Origin of the sequence: Halalkalicoccus sp. CGA53 (genome assembly GCF_036429475.1) — an archaeon.
GTDB classification, from domain to species: domain Archaea; phylum Halobacteriota; class Halobacteria; order Halobacteriales; family Halalkalicoccaceae; genus Natronorarus; species Natronorarus salvus.
Window position 1 is genome coordinate 814421 of sequence record NZ_CP144125.1, and the last position, 20937, is coordinate 835357.

The following is a 20937-nucleotide window of genomic DNA, read 5'->3' on the forward strand; positions in this document are numbered from 1 at the left end:
AACTACGCAGCGAACGAGCGACGCTCGATCCACACCTCGTTCGCAGAACGCCCGTCAACGGGAGTTGTGGTTCGAAACGAACGGTTTCGCTCGCTTCACCTCGAATCCACTAGCGGGATACGGGTCAGTCGGCGATACGACGCTTTTCGCCCTCCCTGACTGTCAGGAGCGCGTACCCGATCCCGATCGTCCGTACGATTCCAGTGAACCGATCGTTCCACACGACCACCTCCCGGTCCTCGTAGAGGAGAGCGGTAGCGACCGTTCGGTGTCGCTGTGGAAACAGGAGCAAGAGGGCACCAGTGATCCCGGTGACGTTACCCATCCACGCGTACGCCCGCCCGCCGGTGAGACCGGCTACGGTCACGAGAGCATCTTCCGCGCGTACCACCGAGCGGCCCAACGGCTTTCTCGAACGCTCGTCGGGGTTTTCGACGAAACCGGGCTCGACGACCTCGATCGTCTCGCCCGGAAACAGTGTTACGAGCACGCCGACGATCCCGACGAACGGTCGAAACAGAACGGAAATACGATCCTCGGGGAGATGGGTGTACTGTTACTCCGGTCACTACTCGGCCTCTCCGTACCGCTCGCTCCTCCCGATCGACTTCGACGTGTGATCGCCACGCACGGTGTATCTCAGTCGTCGACGGTCGCCCGTTCGATGACCGGCGTCGGCTCGATGAACGCGTACTCGACGGTCATCCGACCGAGTTTCGCGACCCTCGCCTCCAGTTCCGGGTCGACGAACTCGCCGTCGTCGTCGAACTGGTCGTACGCCTTTCGAATCCCCACCTCGTGGGGGAGAGACCAGCCGTGGATCGTCCGGACGCTCGTCCGGAGGTGTTCGAGCGTGCGGCCGTAACCCCCGCCGCCCGCGGTCGCGAGCAGCCCCACAGTGGTCTCCTCGAACTCCTCGAACCCACAGTAGTCGAGGACGTTCTTCAGCGCCGAGGAGATCGTCCCGTGGTAGACGGGCGTCCCGAGCAGGAGCGCGTCGGCCTCCCTCACGGTGGTTTTCAGGCGTTCGGCGTCACCGACCTCCCGTTCGTCCGGATCGAAGAGTGGGAGGTCCCACTCGCGCGGGTCTATCAGTTCGGTCTCCGCACCGGCCCGCTCGGCCGCTGCGAGCGCGTGGGTAAGCGCCAGCGTGGTGTAGCTCCCCTCGCGGAGGCTACCGGAGATGGCGACGACTTTCGGGCGTCTGCTCATTGGAGGGAGTAGTCGTTCGCCGGATGAAAACCGCGTCGGTCTCCCGGGCGAGCGCCCGGTTTTTTCGCCCCCGGCCGTGATGAGGGAGCATGAACGGCATCTCGTTCGGCACCGACGGCTGGCGGGCGACGCTCGAGGAGTTCACCGAGCCACGGCTGCGCCGGATCGGACAGGCGGTCGCGACCTACCTCGACGACGAGGGGATAGCGGGGCCGGTCGCGGTCGGCTACGACGCCAGGGAGAGCTCCCCCGAGTTCGCGGAGGCGCTCGCGGAGACGCTCGGCGAGGCCGGCCGCGACGTCCTGACCCCCGAACGCGACCGCCCGACCCCGCTCACCGCGTTCGCGATCGTCGATCGTGACCTGGCCGGGGCGTGTATGATCACCGCCTCGCACAACCCACCGGAGTACAACGGCGTGAAGTTCATCCCCGACGACGGCGCGCCGGCGCTCCCGGAGGTGACTGACGCCATCGAGTCGCGGTTGGCCGATCCGGAGCCGCTTCCCGAGGAGGAGCACGGCTCGATCGAGGAGGTGGACTTCGTCACGTCGCACGCCGAGCACGCTCTGGAGCTGGTCGACCACGGGGGGGTGGGGGACCTCACGATCGCCTACGACGCGATCCACGGCAGCGGACGCGGTGTCACCGACGCGCTGCTCGAACGCGGAGGGGCCTCGCTCACCCGTCTCCGCTGTGAGGACGACCCGACGTTCGGCGGGGTCTCGCCCGAACCGACCGAGGAGAACCTGACCGACCTCACCGAGCTGGTCCGGGATGGAGGGGCGGACCTCGGGGTGGCGAACGACGGCGACGCGGATCGGATCGCGGTCGTCACGCCCGATCGCGGCCCGCTCAGCGCGAACCTGCTCTACGCCGCGCTCTACGACTACCTGCTCGATTCCGACTCCGGACCCGCGGTCAGGACCGTCTCGACGACGTTCCTGGTGGATCGGATCGCCGAGGCCGAGGGGGAAGAGGCGATCGAGGTGCCCGTCGGCTTCAAGTGGGTCGCGCGGGCGATGGCCGAACACGACGCGCTGATCGGCGGCGAGGAGTCCGGCGGGTTCAGCATCAGGGGTCACGTCCGGGAGAAGGACGGCGTGCTGATCGCGCTGCTCGCCGCGGCCGCCCACGCCGCCGAACCGCTCGACGATCGGGTCGACCGACTGCTCGCCGAACACGGTGAGATCCACCAGAACCGGGTGAACGTCGAGTGTCCCGAGGACCGAAAAGCGGGGGTGCTCTCCGCGCTCGTGAGTGACGTCCCCCAGGAGGTTGCGGGCGGGACCGTGATGCGGGTGAACGACGCGGACGGCGTGAAACTCCTGCTCGGTGACGGCTCGTGGCTGCTCGTCAGGCCCAGTGGGACCGAACCCGTGATCCGGATCTACGCCGAGGCCGAGAGCGAAGGGCGCGTCGAGGAGCTGCTCGCCGGGGGCAGGTCGCTCGTCACGGATCGCCTCTGAGGACTCCCCGGAACCGATCGTCGCCGATCGACTCGATCTCGAACCCGAGTGCTTCGTAGAACTCCCGCACGTCCGGATCGAACTCGGCGGTGAGGCTGCTCTGGCGTTCTCCCGCGCTCTCTACGAGCGCCCGGCCGATCCCCCGGTTCCGACGAGCGCGCCTGACCGCGATCGCTTCGATCTCGACGCCGGAGAGGGCGAGCGCGCCGAGCACCGCCCGGTCTTCGCCCCTCTCCTCTCGTCCCGTCTCGACCGCGACGAGCACGTCCTCCGACCGGATCCGCTCGCCGAATGCGTCGAACTCGAGCATTGCCGCGTTGAGGACACGCCGAACGTCGAGTTCGTCGTCCCGTTCGGCGACCCGGACGCGGATCTCAGACGCCATCGTCGGGGACGGCCGGGTGACGTACCGCTCCCGTCGCTCCGATCGGGTGGTCGACCTCGGGATCGCCGGTCATGGCAGGTAGAGGGGGACGGTCGCTAAAACTACCCGCCCTTGACCAGTCTGAGGACCTGCACGCGGTCGGTCGCGACGCGGTCGTCCTCCGGGACCGGACGCCCCTCGACCAGCACCGTCGCCTCGTGCGGGCTCAGTCCCACCGCGGCGAGCAGGTCGCCGTAGGTCGGTTCGGGGAGCGAGAGGGCGTGGGTCCCGCCGCCGACGACCTCGACGGTGACGTCCATGACCTGAATCAGTCTTCGTGAATCAAGAGGCTACCGTACTGCAGTTCGCAAGAATCCCTCTGCGTAATTCTACAGTGGATATTCGAACGTAGCAGATCTCTCCAGAATATGGTCGATCCAGTCGTCGGGGGGCTCTCTTCTGCGATCGCACGCGCGGTGATCGATCGGATTCGAGAGTACGTTCAACAGTCGGACGATCCCGAAGAAGCCTGGGAAGAGGCGGTTAGAGAGTGCGCTATTACGGTTCGAGTCGCGTTCAGACAGAAGTACGAAGATCCGGATATGCCCGATTTTAAGGGGTTACAACAGCAGGCGGGACAGATCGGTTACGTTGCTCGGGATTTAGCCGTCCGAGGTGAGTTGCGTGGGTTCGACGAGAATCTCGTTATCGATGTCCGTTCTCTCGCTACTGTCTACGCAGAGTATGTCAGAACGCCGACCGTCCGGTCAGGGGATGACGTTATAAATTTTCGAGAGGAATTCGGGCCGGTGAACGAACGCATCCTCGAGAGAACCTCCCCCGAATGACGCACACGAATCCGTCCTCGGCGTCGTCAGTTTACGCCGCCCACGATGGCCCGCTTCCGCCCTCGGACTTCCGGTATCGTTGATAGTTGGTGAAAGATTAACGTAGGAGGGCGGTGACGCCACCGACGGGAGCTGATCGAATGGGAGCGAACCCAGCGGATCCGACCGACGAGTTCGACGCCGGGGCCGGGGGGGCGGACCTCCAGTTCTACGGCGGGCGCGTGATGAGCGCGTTCCCGATACTGTTCTTCATCGCCTGGGCGATCGTCCAGACCGCCCTCTGGCGGGTCGCGGACACGACCGGCCTGACGGTCGGGATCCTGATCGGACTCATCGTCGGGATGTTCTTCGTGAAGGGGTCGTGGACGGGCTACGCGAACACGATCTTCGAGGGGATGACCCAGCCGGTGGCCGTGACGGCGGTCGTCGCCTGGCTGTGGGCCGGGATGTTCGCAGAGACGCTCCAGGTGGGCGGGTTCGTCGAGGGGCTCGTCTGGCTCGCCGACGTCTCGGGGGTCGGGGCGCTTCTCTTCCCGGCGATCACGTTCGTGCTGGCGGCACTGCTCGCGACCGGCATCGGGACCGGCTACGGCACGACGATCGCGTTCGTCGTGCTCTTCTTCCCCGCGGGGATCCTCCTCGGGGCGAACCCGGTGCTCATGTTCGGCGCGATCCTCTCGGGGGCGATCTTCGGCGACAACCTCGCGCCGGTCAGCGACACGACGATCGTCAGCGCGGTCACGCAGGACTCGGACATCGGGGGCGTCGTCGCGACCCGGTTCAAGTACGCGATCGTCGCCGCAGCGATCGCGTTCCCGGCGTACGTGCTGGCGAGCAGCGCACTGCCGGGGATCGACGTCGCCGGTGACCCCGCCGAGATCATCGCGGCGGCCGCCGAGCCCGCCGGGCTGATCCACCTCGTCTCGATGGCGGCCGTCATCGGCACCGCGGTGGCGGGCAGACACATCATCGAGGCGATCTCGTGGGGGATCATCGTCGCGGTCGTCGCGAACCTCCTGTTCGGCCTCTCGACCGCGAGCGACATCCTCGTCTTCCGTGCGCCGGCCGACGGGCCACTCGTCGAACCGCTCGCGTTCCTCCCGATCCTCGAGGTCGTCGAACCCGGAGAGGTCGGCGTCGGGGGCAGTCTGCTGGCCGGGATCGAGGGCTTCTTCGCGCTGGCGATCCTCATCCTGTTCATCATCGCAGCGGCCCAGATCATGATCCGCGGCGGTGCGTTCGACGCGATCCTCGAGTTCTCGTTCGATCGGCTGGCGACGAACGTTCGCAACGCCGAACTGACGATGGTCGGCTCCTCGGCGCTGATCAACGCGGCGATCACGATCAACACCGCCGCCGAGATCGCGATCGGCCCGTACATCTCGAAGGTCGGCGAGCGGTTCAACATCAACGGCTACCGTCGGGCGAACATCCTCGACGCCAACACGGCGGCGCTGGGCTACATCTTCCCGTGGTCGGGCGGCGTCCTCGTCGGGTTCGAGGCGATGCAGGGCCTTCCCGACGAGTTCGAGTGGTTCGAGGCCGGCATGATCGTCAACCCGGTCGAGGTGTTCCCCTTCGTCTTCCACGGCTGGCTACTCGTCGCCGTCTTCGTCGTCGCGGCCGCCACCGGCTTCGGCCGCGAGTACGTCATCGACCGCGAGAGCGAGGAGGTGGCCCGCGTATGAGCTTCTGGCGGAGCTACTTCAAAGGCTGGACGTTCCGTACGTCACGTCCCTCGCTCGTGTCCGGGAGCGAGGTGGACGTCTTCGTGAGCCGGTACGAGGGCGACGGCGTCGGCGTCGCCCTCGTCGGCGACACCCGACTCTACGTGACGGGTATCGAACCCGAACACGTCGAGAAACAGGTCCGCGTCGCGGTGACGGAGTTCGACGATGAGGAGTCGGTCGGCCGGGGCGAGTTCCGGGAGGTCGTCGGCCGGAGTTCGTACACGGGGTGAGGCGACGTCCGCTCCGGCGTACCCACCCGTTCACGACTCCGGTCGACACCGCATCTCGCGACGGTCATGGGGATCATCGTAGGAGGGCAAACGTTCTCGGTTGCGGATCGAACGACACCGGAGACGTGTGGGCCCACGAGATCCGGGTGGCGGCGACGATCCCTATCAGTCCTGCCGTTTCCGTTCGAGCGTCGGGTGTTCGGCGACGTAGACCTTGGTGTGATCCGGGACCGGCTCGGTGATCCACGAGTTCGCGCCGATGCTCACGTGATCGCCGATCTCGACGGGGCCAAGCACCTTCGTCCCGGCGCCGATCACGACGTGGTCCCCGATGTCGGGGTGACGCTTGTAGCCCTTCTTCAGGGTCTTCTCGTCGTCCTCCTCCTCTTCGAAGTGAAGCGCCCCTAGCGTAACGTCCTGGTAGATCCGGACCCAGTCACCGACCGTTGCCGTCTCGCCGATCACGACGCCGGTCCCGTGATCGATGAAGAAGTACTCGCCGATCTCCGCACCGGGGTGGATGTCGATCCCCGTCACCGTCTTGCCGTACTCGGTCAGTTCGCGGGCGTACTCGGTGTTTCCGGTCTCGTAGAGCATATGTGCGAAGCGCTGGATCGTGATCGCGCGAAAGCCCGGGTACGACCGGAGTATCTCGATGTAGCTGTTCGCCGCCGGGTCGCCCTTGTACGCCGCCTCCGCGTCCCTCTTGAGCGCGTCCCGTAGCTCCGGGAGCCGGTCCAGCACGCTCTCGACCGCCTCCGAGGGCTCCCCGTTCGAGAAGGGCCGGACGCCCCTGGAGACGAGCGCGCCGAGTTTCTCGATCTCGTTCAGTACCACCGAGCTGTCGTAGACGAGCGCGTCCGCGTTCCAGCACCGGGGGAACAGCAGTCGTTTCAGCAGCCCTACCTCCTCGTGCCAGTGGTTCCTGGGCGGGAAGTTCATCGCAGTCTCCGTCGGGAAGGGCTCGGCGTCCTCCCGGTAGCGTTCGAGGAGCCGTTCGTGTGCGTCCCCGTCGTAGCTGAGCCTCATCCGAGGGGGCTTCGAGCCCGAGGTACAAAGTTCGAAACGTTCCGGAACGTCGAGGGACCGCCGACGAGCGTCCCGCCCGTGCCGACAGTATCGGCGTCGGCGTCGCTCGCCCTCGGGCGGTCGGCGATCGATCTTCGATGTAACCCCGACCTCGATCCGACCGGGCGTGCAGCGTGTCTCGGGGCGATTAAGTAGCGAGGCGCCCACCCCCACCACATGAGCGAGCGCGAGACGCGGCCGGGCCGCGACGAGATCTGGGTCGAGAAGTACCGGCCGGAGAGCTTAGAGGAGGTGATCGGCCACCCGGAGATCACCGACCGTCTGAAGAGCTACGTCGCCCGGGAGGACCTGCCGAACCTCATGTTCTCTGGGCCGGCGGGCGTCGGAAAGACCACGAGCGCCGTCGCCATCGCTCGCGAGGTCTACGGCGAGGACTGGCGCGAGAACTTCCTCGAACTGAACGCCTCGGACGACCGCGGGATCGACGTCGTTCGGGGACGGATCAAGGAGTTCGCCCGCTCGAGCTTCGGGGGCTATCGGTACAGGATCATCTTCCTCGACGAGGCCGACTCGCTCACCTCCGACGCCCAGTCCGCGCTCAGGCGGACGATGGAGCAGTTCTCTTCTAACACGCGCTTCATCCTCTCGTGTAACTACTCCTCGAAGATCATCGATCCGATCCAGTCTCGCTGTGCGGTTTTTCGGTTCTCACCGATCGACGACGAAGCGATCGCCGCCAGGATCGAGGAGATCGCCGAGACGGAGGGGATCGAGACGACCGCCGAGGGGATCGACGCGTTGGTCTACGCCGCCGCCGGCGACATGCGCCGGGCGGTGAACGCGCTCCAGGCCGCCGCGGTGATGGGCGAGGCGGTCGACGAGGAGGCGGTGTTCACGATCACCTCGACCGCGCGGCCGGAGGAGATCGAGGAGATGATCACCCGCGCGGTCGCTGGTGATTTCGTCGCCGCGCGCGCGACGCTCTCCGATCTCCTCTCGAACAAGGGCCTCTCCGGCGGCGACGTGATCGACCAGGTGCATCGCTCGGTCTGGGAGTTCGGACTGGAGGAGCGTCAGGCCGTCCGCGTGCTGGATCGCCTCGGCGAGGCCGACTTCCGGATCGCCGAGGGCGCGAACGAGACGGTCCAGCTCGAGGCGCTGCTGGCGTCGCTCGCGCTCGAGAACGGCGACGGGTAGCGGCCGCGGCGACTGGACCCCTCGTCACTGAGGGGAACGGAGTACCGTTCTGTGACCGTGTTCGGCATCCGTCGGCCGGTCGGTTGATAACGGCGGCTCGCTTACGCCAGTCGATGCACCCCCTCGCGGGACGCACATGAGCGGACACCACCGCCACGGCCACGACCACTCCGGTCACGCGATGCGGCCGCTCACGATAGCGCTCGCGATCAACACGACGTTCTTCGTCGTCGAACTCGCGGGTGCGCTCTACTCGGGATCGCTGACGCTGCTCGCGGACGCGGTCCACATGCTCACCGACAGCGCGAGTCTCGGGCTGGCGCTGCTCGCCGCGTGGCTTGCGACCCGACCACCGGACTCGGTCCGGACCTACGGCTACGGACGAACGGAGGTGCTCGCGGCGCTCGCGAACGGGCTCCTGCTCGTCGCCACAGTCGGCTACATCCTCTACGAGGCGGTCGGTCGGTTCGTCGACCCGCCGGCCGTCCAACCCGAAGTGATCGTCGTCGTCGGTCTCGTCGGGCTGGGGGCGAACCTCGCGGCCGCCTACGTTCTCGTCGACGACCGCGAGAATCTGAACGTCCGGGGCGCGTTCCTCCACCTGATCGCCGACGCCGCGAGCAGCGTCGCGACCGTCGGCGTGGGCGTCGCGCTGCTCTACACGGACTACCTCGTCCTCGACCCGCTGTTCGCCGTCCTCATCTCGGTCGTCATCCTCTACTCGACGCGAGGGCTGCTCGCCGACAGCCTGAACGTCCTCTTGCAGGGCACCCCGCGTGACGTCGACGTCGAGGGGATTCGGGGGTTCCTCGCGGACCTCGACAGCGTGGAGGACGTCCACGACGTCCACGTCTGGGCGCTCTCGTCGAACCAGTACGCGCTCTCGGCTCACCTCGTGGTCGGCGAGGAGGCAGACTCCGATCGGGTGCTCGCCAGCTCTCGGAGCGGTCTGCACGAGCGCTTCGGTGTGGACCACGCGACGATACAGATCGAGTCGCCGACGTTCGAGCACCGCGTCTCGATCGACTGCTACGACGCGGACGACCGGCGAGACTGAGGGGGCCGGGAGCTCTACGGTTATCTCCGACGATACCGTATCCGCTGTTATGCTCGATCGGCGCGCGGATCGACTGTGGACGTACGAGGAGCCGCTTCGCTTCCTCGGGTTCGAGATCGGCCGTATCATGACCGTGATCCGGCTGTCGAGCGGCGGGCTGTTCGTCCAGTCGCCCGCGAAGCTGACCCCGGACCTCGAATCACACCTCTCGGACCTCGGCGAGGTGCGCTTCGTCGCCCCGGCGAGCAAGCTCCACGGCCACCTCTACATGGAGGAGTACCGGGAGACGTTCCCGGGGGTAGCGCTGCTCGCCGCGCCGGGGCTCCCCGCGCGCCGACCGGACCTCACGTTCGATGCGCTGCTGGGCGACACGCCGGACCCTCGCTGGAGTCCCGACGTCGACCAGGTCGCGGTGATGGGAAACCGCTGGCTCACGGAGATGGCGTTCTTCCACCGCCCGAGCGGGACGGTGATCCTCGGCGACGTCGGCTACCACGTCGGCAGCGAGAGCCCGCTCCGGACCCGGCTGATGGCACGGACGATGGGGGTGTACGGTCGGGTGGGTCCGACGCTCGATTTCAGGCTCACGATCCGGAACGAGGCGACGTTCCGGCGGTCGATCCGGGACGTCCTCGCCTGGGAGTTCGACCGGGTGATCCCCGGTCACGGCGAGGTGATCGAGAGCGGCGGGAAACGGGCGGTGATCGAGGGGTTCGACCGGTTGCTGTCGTCCTGACTCACTCGACCGTGAAGACGACGCGCGTCCCGCCGCACTCGCTCTCCTCCAAGGAGACCGTCCAGCCGTGGGCCTCGGCGATCCGGTTGACGATGGCGAGGCCGAGCCCGGTGCCGTCCTCGCCGGTGGTGTAGCCGGCGTCGAGCGCGACCGCACGCTCCTCGGGCGGGATCCCGGGACCGTCGTCGGCCACGGCGAACCCACCCTCGGCGTCGGAGACGGAGACGGTCACGTCCTCGCCGCCGTGTTCGACGGCGTTCCGGTAGAGGTTCGCGAACAGCTCGACCAGTCGATCGGGGTCGGCCCTCACGGCGGATTTGACCTCGACGCCGAGCGTCGCGTCGGCCGTCTCGACGACCGACCAGGCCTCGCGTGCTGCGTCGGCGACGCTCACCGACTCCGTCTCACCGACGACCTTCCCCTCGCGGGCCAGCGAGAGCAGGTCGTCGGTGAGAGCGTCCATCCGGCGGTGGGCGTCCTCGATCCGCGAGACTACCTCCTCCTCGCCGTCGAGCATCGCGAGGTAGCCCCGGGCAACGGTGAGCGGGTTTCGCAGGTCGTGGCTGACGACGCCCGCGAACTCCGAGAGCCGCTCGTTCTGTCTGGCGAGGTCGCGCTCGCGCGCTCTGAGCGTCGCCTCGCGGTCGGCACGTTCGAGCGCCGCCTCGACGTTCGCGGCGAGCACCCCCGCGAGCGAGACGGTCGACTCCGAGAAGGCGCCGATCTCGGTGCTCCCGGCGATGCCGATGCCGTACTCGCCGAACGGGAAGATCAGCTCCGTGCGGATCTCGGTCTCCGGGTTGTAGAGCCCGTCGTACTCCCGGATGTCGGGCGTGACGAACGGCTCGCCGGTCTCGAAGGTCCGCCAGGCCAGCCCCGAACCGGGCCCGAACTCCGGAAGCGGTGCGAACATCTCCGTGGCCGCCGCGGTGGCGGCGGCCGGCTCCAGGACCTCGCGCTCCTCGTCGTAGAGGTAGACGGCCGCCAGCCCCAGGTCGAGCACCTCGCGGGCGGCTCGCAGCGCCAGTCCCGCAACCGTCTCGTGGGTCTCGGCTGCCATCAGCTCCCGGGTCACACCGTGGAGGTCGTCGAGTCGCCGCTCGTGGCGCTTTCCCTCCGTTATGTCGGTGTAGATCACGAACCCACCTCGCTCCCTCCCGTCGGTCGTTGGGACGACGTGGACGAGGAACTCCCGGCCGCCGTCGGCCGCCAACCGCGTGACCTCCGCGGTGTAGCCCTCGCCCGCGGCCATCCGCTCGTCGAGCGCCGTCGCGGTCGACTCCTCTCCCTCGGGGACGAACCGCTCGTTGAGCTCCTCGACGGGGGCGGCCGTGGGATCGAAGCCGAAGACCCGCTCGAACGCCGGATTGACCGCCCTGACGCTCACCGCGTCCCCGCCGACCTCGTAGCTCACCACGGGTTCGGGGACGTTCTCGAACAGCGCCGCGAGGCGGTCGCGTTCGTCGGCGAGCCGTGACTCCGCGCGGATACGGGCGACCGCCTCCGCGACCGTCGACATGAGCAGTTCGACCAGCTTCACGTCGCGTTCGTCGAAGGCGTGCGTCTCGGTCGCGACCGCCTGAAAGACGCCGATGCCGCCGATCGGGACGCTCACGCCCGACCGGTAGCTCTCGGAGGCGGGGTCGGCGTCCGGGTCCCGCTCGACGACCGGGACGAGCCGCGACTCACCGCTCGTGTACGTTCGGCCGGCGAGCCCCTCGTCGGTGCGCATCGTCCGCACCCCCGCGGGCTTCGTCGCGGACGACCAGGCCCGCGGGACGAGCCAGCCGTCCTCGGCGACGAGGATCGAACAGAGCTCGAACGCGAGGACGTCCTCGGCGACGGAGACCGCGAGGTCGTACACTTCGGACTCGTCCCGGCAGGCGATCATCGCCGTCGAGCCCGCGTGGAGCCGTTCGATCCGCCGCGACTGCGCGTCGAGGCGCTCCTCGGCCGCCCGCCGGTCGCCGACGTCCCTGACGAAGACGACGACGTGGATCGGCCCCTCGTCTCCCGCGAGCGCGCGCAGGTCGAACGCCGCGTCGAGCTCTTCCCGGTCGTCGCGGGTGATCGGGCGCTCGATCGAGAGTGCCCGGTCCTCCCCCTCGACGATCCGGTCGACGGCCGAGCGGAGCTCCCTGACCGTCGCGGTCGAGACGACGCCTCGCTCGGCGAGCACCGAGAGGTCGCGGCCGAGCAGCTCGGAGCGTTCGTCGCCGACGAGCACGGCGACTGCCTCGTTGAGGTAGGCGAGCGAGTGCGCGGGGTCGACGACGAACAGCCCCTCGTCGGTCGCCTCGACGATCCGGGAGAGCGAGCGGTCATCGAACATTGGGATTCACGGGACCGCCGGTCGGCCTGTCTACCCCCGAAAACCTCTCTCGAAGAATAACAGTTTCGGCCGACAGGTCCGTCGGCGACCCGACGTCCTCTGTGACCCCCGCGGTTCCGGAGCTCGTCACACGGGACAGGAGACGCCGTCAGTTCATCGTCCAGATGACGTAGTTGAGCACGACCGCGAAGCTCACCCAGCCGATGTAGGGGAGAAACAGCACCGCAGCACGACGGTCGACCCGGGCGAAGGCGTAGGCGGTGACGAGGATCGCCGCCCAGAGCGGGACGATCACCGCGAGGCCCGCGGCCGGACTCTGGAGGCCGAAGAACGCGGGCGTCCACGCGAGGTTCAGGACCATCTGGACGGCGAAGGTGCCGAAGGCGACCCGCACGTCCCGTCGGTCGAGTCCCCGCCGGTAGAGCAGGTAACACGCGAGGCCGAGACAGGTGAAGATGAGCGTCCAGGCGACCGGGAAGGCGATCTCCGGCGGGTAGAACGCGGGCCGGTCGATCCAGCCGGTGTCGCTGCCGACGGCGAGAGCGGGCGAGGAGCCGATCAGGTTCACGCCGAGGACGAACCCGAGCGCGACGAGCAGTTCTCGCGGGTCGAACGACCGGTCGAGGGCGTCGAATCGGAGGGTTTCGGTCAGCGTCATGCGTTCGGGTAGGTGCGCGAAGCCCCTAACGCTTCGTGAGGTACCCTCGATCAGTGTTTCTCGAAATCCTCGAGATCGCCCTGCGGGTCGCCCTCCTCGAGTTCGACGCCCTCGACCTCGGCCTTGACCGGACCGCGGTGACACCACTCGACCATCGTCTCGACGTCGTCTTCCTCCCCCTCGAAGGCCGCCTCCACGCGGCCGTCCTCTAGATTACGAACCCAGCCGGTCAGGTCGTGTGCGCGGGCGGTCTCGTGGGCGTTGTCGCGGAAGTGGACGTCCTGGACGTTCCCCGAGACGAACAGGTGGACGCGTCTCTCTGGCATGGCCGACCTCCTCGCCGGCCGGTGATAGCGCTTGGCCCGTCGCGTGCGATACGCACGGTTTCGGGGGCTCTCGGCTTGCGCAACTGTTTTGGAGTCGGACAAGCGAGAGGGGGCAATGAGCGATCTCGACGCCGAGTATCGCCTCGAGTATTTCGAGGCGAACGACTTCGTCCGAAAGGAGTGTCCCGGTTGTGGCGCTCACTTCTGGACGCGACAGCACGATCAGGAGATCTGCGGGGAGCCGCCCTGCGGGGAGTACACGTTCATCGGGAACCCCGGCTTCGACGAGGAGTACACCTTAGAGGAGATGCGCGAGGCCTTTCTCTCCTTCTTCGAGGACCACGACCACGAGCGGATCGAGCCGTACCCGGTCGCGGCGAACCGCTGGCGCGACGACGTCCTGCTCACCCAGGCTTCGATCTACGACTTCCAACCGCTGGTCACCAGCGGGAAGACCCCGCCGCCGGCGAACCCCCTGACGATCTCCCAGCCCTGCATCCGGATGCAGGACATCGACAACGTCGGTAAAACGGGTCGGCACACGATGGCCTTCGAGATGATGGCGCATCACGCGTTCAACACGCAGGACGACGTCGACCCCGACGAGTACGCCTATTATGGAGAGGTCTACTGGAAGGACGAGACCGTCGAGTACTGCGACGAGTTCTTCGAGTCGCTCGGCGTTCCACTCGAGGAGATCACCTACATCGAGGACCCGTGGGTCGGCGGCGGCAACGCGGGGCCGGCAATCGAGGTGATCTACGAGGGGGTCGAACTCGCGACGCTCGTCTTCATGTGCATGGAGCAGGACCCCGACGGCGAGTACGAGATGAAAGACGGCAACTCCTACTCGTTCATGGATACGTACATCGTCGACACGGGCTACGGGCTCGAACGGTGGACGTGGGTCTCTCAGGGCACGCCGACGGTCTACGAGGCGGTCTACCCCGACATGATCGCGTTCCTCTCGGAGAACGCGGGCGTCGAGCACACCGAGGAGGAGACGGAGCTGATCGGTCGGGCGGCGGCGATCGCCGGCAACATGGACGTCGACGAGATCAAGGACGTCGAGAGCGCCCGCGCCGAGATGGCCGCGGCGCTCGACACGACTCCAGACGAACTCGACGCGCTGCTCTCGCCGCTGGAGTCGATCTACGCCATCGCCGATCACTGCCGTACCCTCGCGTACATGCTCGGCGACGGTATCGTCCCCTCGAACGTCGCGACGGGCTACCTCGCACGGATGGTGCTCCGGCGGACCAAACGGCTCTGTGACACGATCGGCGTCGACGCGCCGCTCGACGAACTGGTGGATATGCAGGCCGAACGCCTCGGCTACGAGAACCGCGATACGATCCGGGACATCGTCCGGACGGAGGTCGAGAAGTACAGGGAGACGCTCGAACGCGGCGGGCGTCGCGTCGAGACGCTCGCCGAGGAGTACGCGGATCGCGAGGAGCCGATCCCGGTCTCGGAGCTGATCGAACTGTACGACAGCCACGGCATCCAGCCGGACATGGTCGAGGAGATCGCCGACTGCGAGGGGGCGTCGGTGGAGGTCCCGGAGGACTTCTACGCGCAGGTCGCCGCACGCCACGACGAGGCACAGGGTGTCGAGGCCGAGGACGAGCACGACGAGCGACTCGCCGACCTCCCGAGCACCGAGAAGCTCTACTACGACGACCAGGAGCGCGGCGAGTTCGAGGCGGTCGTGCTCGACGTGCTGGAGACCGACGACGGTTACGACGTCGTCCTCGACCAGACCCACTTCTACCCGGAGGGCGGCGGCCAGCCCGCGGACACGGGGACGCTCTCCTCGGAGGAGACGACCGTCGAGGTGCTCGACGTGCAGGAACGCGACGGGGTGATCGTCCACCGGACCGACGAGGACCCCGGCAAGGGCGAGTTCGTCACGGGACGGATCGACACCGAGCGCAGGGCGGCGCTCGCGCGTCACCACACGGCGACGCACGTCGTCGGCTTCGCCGCCCGGCAGGTCCTCGGCGAACACGTCAGACAGGCGGGCGCACAGAAGGGCGTCGAGAGCGCCCGCCTCGACGTGAGACACTACGAGCGGGTCTCTCGCGAGCAGGTGCGGGAGATCGAGCGGCTCGCGAACGACCTCGTGATCGCCAACCTCCCCGTCACCCAGGAGTGGCCCCACCGGAACGAGGCCGAGGCGACCCACGGCTTCGACCTCTACCAGGGCGGCATCCCGCCGGGTGAGCGGATTCGGCTGATCCACGTCGGCGAGGACGTCCAGGCCTGCGGCGGCACGCACGTCTCCCGGACCGGGGAGATCGGGGCGATCAAACTGCTCTCGACCGAGCGGATCCAGGACGGCGTCGAGCGGCTCACGTTCGCGGCCGGTCCGGCCGCGATCCAGGCGACCCAGGAGACCGAGGACGCCCTCTACGACGCCGCCGGGGTGCTCGACGTCTCGCCGGGCGAGGTGCCCGCGACCGCCGAGCGCTTCTTCGAGGAGTGGAAGGCCCGCGGCAAGGAGATCGACTCGCTGAAGGCCGAACTCGCGGAGCTCCGAACCGGCGAGGGCGAGACGGTCGACGTCGGCGGGACGACGGCCGTGATCCAGCGACTGGACGGCGGCGCGGACGAACTCCGGGCGACGGCCAACGCCATCGCGGAGGAGGGCAACGTCGCGGTGCTCGGCAGCGGGGTCGACGGCGCGCAGTTCGTCGTCGCGGCCCCCGACGGTGCCGGGATCAACGCGGGCGAGGTCGTCGGCGAACTCGCCTCGCGCGTCGGCGGCGGCGGCGGCGGCCCGCCCGACTTTGCACAGGGCGGCGGCCCCGAGGCCGGGAAGCTCGACGAGGCGCTCGAGGCCGCACCGGAGATCCTCAAACGGGTGCTGAACGCCTGAGTAGTACCAGACAGAAGCGCCGTTAAATCAACACTTTTCACCGGAGTACGACCTCTCTCGGAGCGATGAGACGACGTACCTTCATGCGATACGGCGGGGGCGTGGGGGCGACGCTGGCGCTGGCCGGCTGTCTCGACGACGAAGACGAGGACGACCCCCAGCCCGACGACGACGGGACGGACGCGGACGAGCCGGACACGGAGACGGACGACACCGACGACGCGGGCCTCGACTTCCCGACTGAGTCGCTCGAGTGGATGGTGCCGTGGTCGGAGGGCGGCGGCACCGACCAGTACGTCAGGACGATCCAGCCGATCGTCGAGGAGGAACTCGGCGAGTCGATCGCGGTCGACAACCGGGAGGGGGCCTCCCAGCAGATCGGCACCCAGCACCTCTACACCCAGGAGCCCGACGGCCACCGCTTCGGGACGGTGACGGTCCCGGGCTGGCAGTTCGCCTGGCTCATCGACGAGATCGACGACTGGCACGTCGCGGAGTTCGAGCCGATCGCCACCCACGGCGAGTTCGGTTACACGATCATCGTCAACGACGCCTACGGGATCGAGGACTTCGAGGAGCTCAGAGACGCCTACGACGACGGCGAGATCGGCACCTTCGCATTCCAGGGCGTCGGGAGCGCGAGCCACGTCGTCACTCAGCTGTTGCGCGACGAGTACGGGATGAACTGGGAGTCGAGCGTCCCCTACGACGGCGGCGCGCTGGTGAACGAGGCGGTGATCTCCGACGAGGTTCCGGCGGGGATCTCGACGAACACCTCGGCGGTCGACGCGGTCGACTCCGGCGAGGCGTCGATGGCGGTCAACCTCACGACCCTGGAGCTCGAGGCGTTCCCCGAGGTGGAGTCGATCGCCGAGTACGGCGACGAGATGGACTACATCACCCGGTTCGTCCAGACGGCGATCGCACCGCCGGAGACCCCCGAGAACGTCAGGCAGGTCGTCTCCGAGGCGATCGAGACGGCGGTCGAGCACAAGGACACCCAGGCGTGGTCCGAGGAGACCGGCAACATCGTCAGCTACGGCGACATGGACGAGGCGAACGAGCAGATCGAGGGCACCCTCTCCCAGCTGGAGGAGAACGTCGACATCGAGGAGTTCCGGCAGATGGTCGAGGAGGAGGGCTGACCGTCGCGGTCGGGGTGGCCCGGTCGGTCCGAGATGGGTCGGAGTGAAGTCCGGTCGGGGAGAAGACCCCTCCATGCGACGGGCGACGAACGACGGAGTCGAGATCGAGTACGCGGTCGATGGCGAGGGGGAGACGGTCGTCTCGATACCGGACCTCGGCTACGGCCCGTGGGCCTGCGCCTGGCAGCACGCCGCGTTCGCCGGACCGTTCGAGTCGGTCGTCCTCGCGCCCAGAGGCACCGCCCACTCCGACGCCCCACCAGGGCCGTACTCCGTACCGGACCTCGCGGCGGACGTGGAGGCAGTCCTCGCCGACCTCGGTGCTCCCCGTGCGCACCTGGTCGGCACGGGACTGGGGGGGACGGTCGCCCTCTCGCACGCGCTCACCTACTCCCGGGCACGATCGCTCGCGCTGATTGGGGCGAGCCCTGGCGGGCCGCTCGCACGCCTCCCGGACGAGCCGCGGGCGGCGATGTACGCTCCGCGTGACGACCCCGAGGCGCTCCGCGAGTCGCTCTCGCCCGTCCTGAGCGAGCGGTTTCGAGCCGAGGTGCTCGACGTCGTCGAGTGGCGCGCGGGGGAGGACGCCGACCGGGAGGGCTGGGAGGCACAGGAGGCTGCGCTCCTGGAGTTCGACGCGAGCGATCGCCTCCACGAGATGACGGTCCCGGCGCTCGTGATCCACGGAACAGAGGACCGGGTCGTTCCGGTCGAGAACGGCCGACTGCTCGCGGAGACCCTCCCCCGGGGGGAGTTCGTCGGGATCGACGGCGGGCCACACCTCGTGGGAATCGAACGCTCGCGGGCGGTGAACGACGAACTCGTTAACTTCTTGAACGAATCATCATCGGATTGATCGGGAACGGCGAGCCGATAGGGAAAAACACATACCCGTGCAGTAGCACGGACACGGTATGGACCGTCCCCGTATCGCTCTCCTGAACGCCGCGTACGACGGAACCTCCACCCGGCAGAACTTCCGTCGCGAACTCGACGCCGACCTCGTCGAGTTCGACGCCGCGAGCGGGGAGCTGCCCGAGAGCTTCGAGTACGACGCGGTCGTCGTCACCGGATCGCGCGCCTCCGTCTACTGGGACGACCCGTGGATCCCGCCGCTGAAGGAGTGGGTCGGCGAGGCGATCGGTAGAGAGATCCCCTGTCTCGGCGTCTGTTACGGCCACCAGCTCCTCGCCGACGTCCTCGGCGGCGAGGTGCGGGACATGGGCGAGTACGAACTCGGCTACCGGGAGGTGACCCACGTCGGGGACTCGCCGCTCTTCTCGGGCATCGACGAGCGCTTCACCGTCTTCACGAGCCACTCCGACGAGGTGACGAGCCTCCCGCCGGGTGCGGAACCGACCGCCGAGAACGACGTCTCGAACCACGGCTTCCGGAAGGGCAACGTCTTCGGCGTCCAGTTCCACCCGGAGTACGACACCGAGACCGCCCGCGCCATCGCCGAGGGAAAGCGCGGTGCGGTGCCCGACGACCAGTTAGAGGCCGTCCTCGCCGGCATCACCGAGGAGAACTACGCGGCCGCCTGCGAGGCGAAGGGCGTCTTCGAGAACTTCACACAGTACGTCAGGGACCAGCGGCTCCGGCCCACGGCCGCCGATTGAGTCGCCCACCGAGCGGTGTCCCTCGGTACCCCCTCATCCGGAGACGTTCCGTCGTCGGTGATCGCACCTCTCGGGAACCCTCTCCGAGGCGACCGTTCGCAGAAAAGCCGAGCCGTTCGAATCGATCCGGATCCTTCCCTCCTCCCGACCGCTTCTCCGATTACGGTCAGCTCGCCACGGTCCGCGAAATAGTCAGTTCTGCTTTATCTCCTTTCGAGTGGTAGTACAGCACCGGAGATATGAACCAGTCGTATCCGACGTCCAGACGAACCGCGTTGAGAGTCATCGCGACCACGATGGTCGGAGCCACCGTCGGCGTGCAGGGGGTCACCGCGAGCGAGCACGAACAGTTCCCCGAGTGGCCGCGCGTGACGTGGGGCGAGCCCGTTCCGATGGGCGAGGGAACCGTCTCTACTTACCTGAGACACAGCCCCGCGGGAGACGTGAACCTCGTCGGGCTCTACTTCACCGCCGGTGCGTGGGAGGGGTTACCGTCGCCGGAGGAGGAGCCGCACGCACACTTCGCGCTCGACCTCCCGGACGGCGGCGAGGAGACGCCGTTCGCCTGGGTCGGTATCGACTGGGCTGCCGAGGGCCACCCCCCGATGGAGATCTACGGCGACCCCCACCTCGACATCCACTTCTACATGATGGAACGGGATGCCGTCCACGAGATCCCGCCGGACGACGACTATCGGGTGCCGCTGGCCGCCGACCAGCACCCGCCGGACTACATCCGCACGCACGAGGTCGTCCCGATGATGGGCGAACACCTCGTCGACCCGACCGCACCCGAGTTCCAGGGCGAGCCGTTCACGCACACCTTCATCTGGGGCGCCTACGGCGGCGATCTCACGTTCTACGAGCCCATGGTCACGATCGACTACCTCGAGGCGCTGCGCGAGGAGACGCGCACGGACATCGAGATGCCCGAGGCGTTCGCGCAGGCCGACGGGTACCCGACGCGGTACGCTATCGAGTACCACCCCGATCTCGACGCGTACACGGTTTCGCTCGAGTGTTTCAGGCCGTTCGACGGATCCCGCTGCTGAGCGCACGGCGCGTGGGCCCGGCTCGATTTCGACCGTCTCACGTACCGGATCGTACGCCTTCTTCGAAACCACACTGCAGGCGATCTCCGATCGATACGACCCTCACTCGATCGCCTCTCGCGGTAGGCTTATCTCACGGGGCTTTCAGGGTACCCCATGCCTGCTGGTATCGACGACCACCGGGCGGAGGACTGGGAGACGCTACAGCGGCTGCTCTTCCGTGACTCGTGGGACGAGGGGATCGGGCGCTGGCGCTCACCGTACGTCTTTCGGGGACAGTCGAACCGGGCCTACGGGCTCGAGACGTCGATCCAGCGGTTCGTCGGCGAGTCGGGGAGCTGGGAACTGGAGACGCGACTGCTGCTCGCGTTCAACCGGTACGCACGGCCGGAGCGAGACTCGCCGGACTCACTGATGCAACTGCTCTCGCTCGCACAGCACCACGGCCTGCCCACGCGGCTGCTCGACTGGACGTACTCGCCGCTGGTCGCCGCGTACTTCGCTTCGAGAGGCAGACCCGACGTCGACGGCGTGATCTGCGGCGGCGACTTCACACGCGTCCACGACCACGCGCCGGAGCTCTTCGACCCGTTTCTCGACGAGGTGGGCGGCCGCGTCTTCGAGGCGGACATGATCGAGGAGATCGCCCACGACCTCATGAGGGCGGCCGGGTACGACCCGCGACGGCACCGGCGGGGGAGCACGCTCTACATCGCCCGGTACAAGGAGGCGATCGAGACGTTCGGGAGCCAGTTCCCGGACGACTACTTCCTCTTTTTTGAACCGCCGTCGATCGACGAACGGATCGTCAACCAGTCGGCGCTGTTCTGTGCGTCGACCGATCCCCGGACCTCGATGGGGTCCTGGCTCGAGGAGCGTCCCGACCTCGCCTATCGTATCGTGGTCCCGGCCGAGCGGAAAGCCGAGTTCCGCGACCGCCTCGCCCAGGGGAACATCACCCAGAAGACGCTGTTTCCCGGCTTCGACGGGATCGCCGAGTGGCTGAAGGAGTACTACCGGCCGCCGTCGTGAGAGGGGAGTGACCTGCCCTTGCC

The 20937-nt window shown here is 67.7% G+C and carries 21 protein-coding genes; 13 read left to right on the plus strand and 8 right to left on the minus strand.

The window, feature by feature from the left end:
• Window positions 1–124: 124 nt before the first annotated feature.
• Window positions 125–490 (minus strand): hypothetical protein, encoded by a 366-nt coding sequence (locus tag V2L32_RS05445; protein WP_331235461.1) that lies wholly within the window; start codon window positions 488–490, stop codon window positions 125–127.
• Between the two features lie 149 nt (window positions 491–639).
• On the minus strand, window positions 640–1212 hold the full coding sequence (locus V2L32_RS05450) for an NADPH-dependent FMN reductase (RefSeq protein WP_331235462.1): 573 nt from the start codon (window positions 1210–1212) through the stop codon (window positions 640–642).
• Window positions 1213–1301: 89 nt separating this feature from the next.
• Here V2L32_RS05450 and V2L32_RS05455 point away from each other — a divergent pair, with 89 nt between their 5' ends.
• On the plus strand, window positions 1302–2678 hold the full coding sequence (locus V2L32_RS05455) for a phosphohexomutase domain-containing protein (RefSeq protein WP_331235463.1): 1377 nt from the start codon (window positions 1302–1304) through the stop codon (window positions 2676–2678).
• Here the strand turns inward: V2L32_RS05455 and V2L32_RS05460 are convergent.
• Together V2L32_RS05460 and samp2 are read right to left on the minus strand one after the other, a co-directional pair.
• Entirely contained in the window at window positions 2662–3063 is a 402-nt protein-coding gene (locus V2L32_RS05460; RefSeq protein WP_331235464.1) for a GNAT family N-acetyltransferase, read from the minus strand. The genes V2L32_RS05455 and V2L32_RS05460 overlap by 17 nt on opposite strands.
• Window positions 3064–3164: 101 nt before the next feature.
• Window positions 3165–3362, minus strand: a complete 198-nt coding sequence (samp2, locus tag V2L32_RS05465) for a ubiquitin-like small modifier protein SAMP2 (protein WP_331235465.1) — start codon at window positions 3360–3362, stop codon at window positions 3165–3167.
• A 108-nt stretch (window positions 3363–3470) separates the two neighbouring features.
• On the opposite strand from samp2, the gene V2L32_RS05470 reads away from it, so the two are divergent.
• The 3 genes from V2L32_RS05470 (at window position 3471) to V2L32_RS05480 (ending at window position 5850) form a co-directional block, all read left to right on the plus strand.
• Window positions 3471–3890 carry a hypothetical protein gene (locus V2L32_RS05470; protein ID WP_331235466.1) on the plus strand — a complete coding sequence of 140 codons (420 nt, stop codon included), beginning with the start codon at window positions 3471–3473 and terminating at the stop codon, window positions 3888–3890.
• Window positions 3891–4030: 140 nt separating this feature from the next.
• Complete coding sequence (locus tag V2L32_RS05475) at window positions 4031–5578, plus strand: Na+/H+ antiporter NhaC family protein (protein ID WP_331235467.1); 1548 nt, start codon at window positions 4031–4033, stop codon at window positions 5576–5578.
• A complete protein-coding gene (locus V2L32_RS05480) occupies window positions 5575–5850 on the plus strand; it encodes a DUF7513 family protein (RefSeq protein WP_331235468.1) in 276 nt (91 codons plus the stop codon). The genes V2L32_RS05475 and V2L32_RS05480 overlap by 4 nt, the downstream gene beginning before the upstream one ends.
• A 165-nt stretch (window positions 5851–6015) precedes the next feature.
• Here V2L32_RS05480 and epsC read toward each other — a convergent pair whose 3' ends face one another.
• Entirely contained in the window at window positions 6016–6879 is an 864-nt protein-coding gene (gene epsC, locus V2L32_RS05485) for a serine O-acetyltransferase EpsC (RefSeq protein WP_331235469.1), read from the minus strand.
• A 216-nt stretch (window positions 6880–7095) separates the two neighbouring features.
• Here epsC and V2L32_RS05490 point away from each other — a divergent pair, with 216 nt between their 5' ends.
• The 3 genes from V2L32_RS05490 (at window position 7096) to V2L32_RS05500 (ending at window position 9869) form a co-directional block, all read left to right on the plus strand.
• Entirely contained in the window at window positions 7096–8076 is a 981-nt protein-coding gene (locus V2L32_RS05490) for a replication factor C small subunit (protein ID WP_331235470.1), read from the plus strand.
• A gap of 136 nt (window positions 8077–8212) precedes the next feature.
• On the plus strand, window positions 8213–9133 hold the full coding sequence (locus V2L32_RS05495; protein WP_331235471.1) for a cation diffusion facilitator family transporter: 921 nt from the start codon (window positions 8213–8215) through the stop codon (window positions 9131–9133).
• Window positions 9134–9182: 49 nt separating this feature from the next.
• Window positions 9183–9869 carry a DUF4336 domain-containing protein gene (locus V2L32_RS05500; RefSeq protein ID WP_331235472.1) on the plus strand — a complete coding sequence of 229 codons (687 nt, stop codon included), beginning with the start codon at window positions 9183–9185 and terminating at the stop codon, window positions 9867–9869.
• Window position 9870: 1 nt separating this feature from the next.
• Here the strand turns inward: V2L32_RS05500 and V2L32_RS05505 are convergent, their stop codons facing one another.
• The 3 genes from V2L32_RS05505 to V2L32_RS05515 all read right to left on the minus strand — a co-directional run bounded on the left by V2L32_RS05505 (window position 9871) and on the right by V2L32_RS05515 (window position 13185).
• Window positions 9871–12201: a GAF domain-containing protein gene (locus tag V2L32_RS05505; RefSeq protein WP_331235473.1), complete on the minus strand. Its 2331-nt coding sequence runs from the start codon at window positions 12199–12201 to the stop codon at window positions 9871–9873.
• Window positions 12202–12349: 148 nt separating this feature from the next.
• A complete protein-coding gene (locus V2L32_RS05510; RefSeq protein WP_331235474.1) occupies window positions 12350–12859 on the minus strand; it encodes a TspO/MBR family protein in 510 nt (169 codons plus the stop codon).
• Window positions 12860–12909: 50 nt separating this feature from the next.
• Complete coding sequence (locus V2L32_RS05515; protein ID WP_331235475.1) at window positions 12910–13185, minus strand: acylphosphatase; 276 nt, start codon at window positions 13183–13185, stop codon at window positions 12910–12912.
• A 115-nt stretch (window positions 13186–13300) separates the two neighbouring features.
• Here V2L32_RS05515 and alaS point away from each other — a divergent pair, with 115 nt between their 5' ends.
• The 6 genes from alaS to V2L32_RS05545 all read left to right on the plus strand — a co-directional run bounded on the left by alaS (window position 13301) and on the right by V2L32_RS05545 (window position 20914).
• On the plus strand, window positions 13301–16066 hold the full coding sequence (alaS, locus tag V2L32_RS05520) for an alanine--tRNA ligase (RefSeq protein WP_331235476.1): 2766 nt from the start codon (window positions 13301–13303) through the stop codon (window positions 16064–16066).
• Window positions 16067–16131: 65 nt separating this feature from the next.
• Window positions 16132–17211: a substrate-binding domain-containing protein gene (locus V2L32_RS05525; protein ID WP_331235477.1), complete on the plus strand. Its 1080-nt coding sequence runs from the start codon at window positions 16132–16134 to the stop codon at window positions 17209–17211.
• A 73-nt stretch (window positions 17212–17284) separates the two neighbouring features.
• A complete protein-coding gene (locus tag V2L32_RS05530; protein ID WP_331235478.1) occupies window positions 17285–18067 on the plus strand; it encodes an alpha/beta fold hydrolase in 783 nt (260 codons plus the stop codon).
• Window positions 18068–18125: 58 nt separating this feature from the next.
• Window positions 18126–18830, plus strand: a complete 705-nt coding sequence (locus tag V2L32_RS05535) for a type 1 glutamine amidotransferase (RefSeq protein ID WP_331235479.1) — start codon at window positions 18126–18128, stop codon at window positions 18828–18830.
• A 296-nt stretch (window positions 18831–19126) separates the two neighbouring features.
• Complete coding sequence (locus V2L32_RS05540) at window positions 19127–19882, plus strand: hypothetical protein (RefSeq protein ID WP_331235480.1); 756 nt, start codon at window positions 19127–19129, stop codon at window positions 19880–19882.
• A gap of 156 nt (window positions 19883–20038) precedes the next feature.
• On the plus strand, window positions 20039–20914 hold the full coding sequence (locus tag V2L32_RS05545) for an FRG domain-containing protein (RefSeq protein WP_331235481.1): 876 nt from the start codon (window positions 20039–20041) through the stop codon (window positions 20912–20914).
• Window positions 20915–20937 lie beyond the last annotated feature (23 nt).

Coding starts and splice junctions, on each gene's coding strand:
- V2L32_RS05450 (WP_331235462.1), bottom strand. CDS start 1,212: ATGAGCAGACGCCCGAAAGTCGTCGCCATCTCCGGTAGCCTCCGCGAG.
- V2L32_RS05455 (WP_331235463.1), top strand. CDS start 1,302: ATGAACGGCATCTCGTTCGGCACCGACGGCTGGCGGGCGACGCTCGAG.
- V2L32_RS05460 (WP_331235464.1), bottom strand. CDS start 3,063: ATGGCGTCTGAGATCCGCGTCCGGGTCGCCGAACGGGACGACGAACTC.
- samp2 (WP_331235465.1), bottom strand. CDS start 3,362: ATGGACGTCACCGTCGAGGTCGTCGGCGGCGGGACCCACGCCCTCTCG.
- V2L32_RS05470 (WP_331235466.1), top strand. CDS start 3,471: ATGGTCGATCCAGTCGTCGGGGGGCTCTCTTCTGCGATCGCACGCGCG.
- V2L32_RS05475 (WP_331235467.1), top strand. CDS start 4,031: ATGGGAGCGAACCCAGCGGATCCGACCGACGAGTTCGACGCCGGGGCC.
- V2L32_RS05480 (WP_331235468.1), top strand. CDS start 5,575: ATGAGCTTCTGGCGGAGCTACTTCAAAGGCTGGACGTTCCGTACGTCA.
- epsC (WP_331235469.1), bottom strand. CDS start 6,879: ATGAGGCTCAGCTACGACGGGGACGCACACGAACGGCTCCTCGAACGC.
- V2L32_RS05490 (WP_331235470.1), top strand. CDS start 7,096: ATGAGCGAGCGCGAGACGCGGCCGGGCCGCGACGAGATCTGGGTCGAG.
- V2L32_RS05495 (WP_331235471.1), top strand. CDS start 8,213: ATGAGCGGACACCACCGCCACGGCCACGACCACTCCGGTCACGCGATG.
- V2L32_RS05500 (WP_331235472.1), top strand. CDS start 9,183: ATGCTCGATCGGCGCGCGGATCGACTGTGGACGTACGAGGAGCCGCTT.
- V2L32_RS05505 (WP_331235473.1), bottom strand. CDS start 12,201: ATGTTCGATGACCGCTCGCTCTCCCGGATCGTCGAGGCGACCGACGAG.
- V2L32_RS05510 (WP_331235474.1), bottom strand. CDS start 12,859: ATGACGCTGACCGAAACCCTCCGATTCGACGCCCTCGACCGGTCGTTC.
- V2L32_RS05515 (WP_331235475.1), bottom strand. CDS start 13,185: ATGCCAGAGAGACGCGTCCACCTGTTCGTCTCGGGGAACGTCCAGGAC.
- alaS (WP_331235476.1), top strand. CDS start 13,301: ATGAGCGATCTCGACGCCGAGTATCGCCTCGAGTATTTCGAGGCGAAC.
- V2L32_RS05525 (WP_331235477.1), top strand. CDS start 16,132: ATGAGACGACGTACCTTCATGCGATACGGCGGGGGCGTGGGGGCGACG.
- V2L32_RS05530 (WP_331235478.1), top strand. CDS start 17,285: ATGCGACGGGCGACGAACGACGGAGTCGAGATCGAGTACGCGGTCGAT.
- V2L32_RS05535 (WP_331235479.1), top strand. CDS start 18,126: ATGGACCGTCCCCGTATCGCTCTCCTGAACGCCGCGTACGACGGAACC.
- V2L32_RS05540 (WP_331235480.1), top strand. CDS start 19,127: ATGGTCGGAGCCACCGTCGGCGTGCAGGGGGTCACCGCGAGCGAGCAC.
- V2L32_RS05545 (WP_331235481.1), top strand. CDS start 20,039: ATGCCTGCTGGTATCGACGACCACCGGGCGGAGGACTGGGAGACGCTA.